Here is a 1639-nt window from a genome sequence, read left to right as displayed (position 1 = left end):
CAGGTGGTCTTCGAGGTCCCGAATCGTTGCGTGGCGGCGCGCCACGACGTCGGCAGTCACCTCGTCGCCCTCCTCGAAGCCGAGGCTGTCCGCGATGTCCTCGTACTCCTCGCGCGTGAAGACGTGCGCGAGCGTCACCGTCGCACCCGCCGGACCGGCGATGTCCGTCGCGGTGCGCGCCAGCGGCTCGATACGCTGGTCGTCCGTCGGCCCGACCGCCAACAACAGGTTCTCGATAGCCATGTCACCCGCCTGTCCCGGCAACCCCATAAGAATATCCCGGCTCACGCGGGAGTACGACGCATGCTCGCTCCCGACTTGACCGACCGCACCGCGCTCGTCACCGGCGGCGCGAAGGGACTCGGTCGCGCGCTCTGCCTGTCGCTGGCCGACTGCGGCGCCAGCGTCGCCGTCCACTACCACAGCAGCGACGTGGCCGCCAGCGAGACCGCTGCCGACGCCCGCGAACGCGGCGCGCCCGACGCCGTCCCCGTCCAGGGCGACGTGACGAACCCAGAGGGCGTGGCCGCCATCTTCGACGCCGCGGAAGCCGAAATTGGCACCGTGGACGTGCTCGTGAACAACGTCGGCGACTTCGCGCCCGCGCACTGGGAGGACGTCGACTTCGAGACGTGGAACCGCGTCCTCCACACGAACCTCACGGGGACGTACCTCTGCTCGAAGCGCGCGCTCGACGGGATGCGCGCCCAGCAGTGGGGCCGCATCGTCAACATCGGCTACGCCTCCGCCGAGAAGGGGATGGTCTCCCCGAAGAACTTCCCGTACTTCGCCGCGAAACAGGGCGTGCTCATGTTCACCCGGATGCTCGCCGCGGACACCCAGGACGACGGCATCACCGTCAACGCCGTCTCCCCGTACGTCGTCGAGACCTCCGACGAATTTCCCGAGGACGCGCCACGAGGGCGATGGGCCTCGACCGACGATATCGCGCAGGCGGTCCGGTTCTTCTGCGACGAGGACTCCGACTACATCTCCGGCGAAAATATCGAAGTCGACGGCGGGTGGCTGCCCGAGGACGTGTAGCGCGGGGCGCCACGCGCCCCGAAACGCGCGAACGGCCGTGCCGTGAGCGCCGCGAGTGGTTCGCTTACTCGCTGTCGCCGCTCCACGGCCCGACGCCGAAGACGTTCCCGAGTATCCAGCCGACGAGGAACGGCGTGACGACGGTCAAACACCCGAGCCCGACCCAGCGCACGGGCGGCGGCTGCGTCGCGAGGTAGACGAGGTACGCCGTCCCGGCGACCGGAAGCAGGCGGGCGAGCACGGAGTCGGTTGCCATACGCTGACTACCGCGCTCGCACGGAAGAACCCACCTCTCCCCGGCCGTCGATTGCGCGGAACGGTACGCCTTTGCTCCCGCACTCAGTCACGCCGGTACATGCACGAGCGAGCCGCGGAGTTCGTCGAGCGGGCGCGCGAGGAGTACGACGTCGGCGTGGACGTCCACGAATTCGACGAGGGGACGAAGACGGCGGCGGACGCGGCCGACGCGGTCGGCTGCGACGTCGCACAAATCGCGTCCAGCATCGTCGTGGTGGCCGACGACGAGCCGGTCGTCGTGGTGACCAGCGGCGCGAACCGCGTGGACCTCTCGAAGGTCGCGGTCTACCGGAACGCT

Annotated in this window: 3 protein-coding genes and 1 pseudogene; 2 read left to right on the top strand and 2 right to left on the bottom strand. The window is 69.3% G+C overall.

Annotated elements, in window-relative coordinates:
* Window positions 1-243 (bottom strand): annotated as a pseudogene (locus LPA44_RS17955) (universal stress protein); the annotation flags it as partial.
* A 60-nt stretch (window positions 244-303) separates the two neighbouring features.
* Here LPA44_RS17955 and LPA44_RS17950 point away from each other — a divergent pair.
* Entirely contained in the window at window positions 304-1044 is a 741-nt protein-coding gene (locus LPA44_RS17950) for an SDR family NAD(P)-dependent oxidoreductase (RefSeq protein WP_230890843.1), read from the top strand.
* A 64-nt stretch (window positions 1045-1108) separates the two neighbouring features.
* Here LPA44_RS17950 and LPA44_RS17945 read toward each other — a convergent pair whose 3' ends face one another.
* Entirely contained in the window at window positions 1109-1300 is a 192-nt protein-coding gene (locus LPA44_RS17945) for a hypothetical protein (RefSeq protein WP_230890842.1), read from the bottom strand.
* A gap of 99 nt (window positions 1301-1399) precedes the next feature.
* Between LPA44_RS17945 and LPA44_RS17940 the strand changes: the two genes are divergently transcribed.
* Window positions 1400-1639: YbaK/EbsC family protein (locus LPA44_RS17940; RefSeq protein WP_330166509.1), on the top strand; the 240-nt coding region annotated here is incomplete at its 3' end.

It is taken from the genome of Halobacterium sp. KA-4 (assembly GCF_021028995.1).
Taxonomy (GTDB): domain Archaea; phylum Halobacteriota; class Halobacteria; order Halobacteriales; family Halobacteriaceae; genus Halobacterium.
Note: the sequence above shows the minus strand (reverse complement) of the source record. Positions and strands in the feature narration are given on the sequence as shown.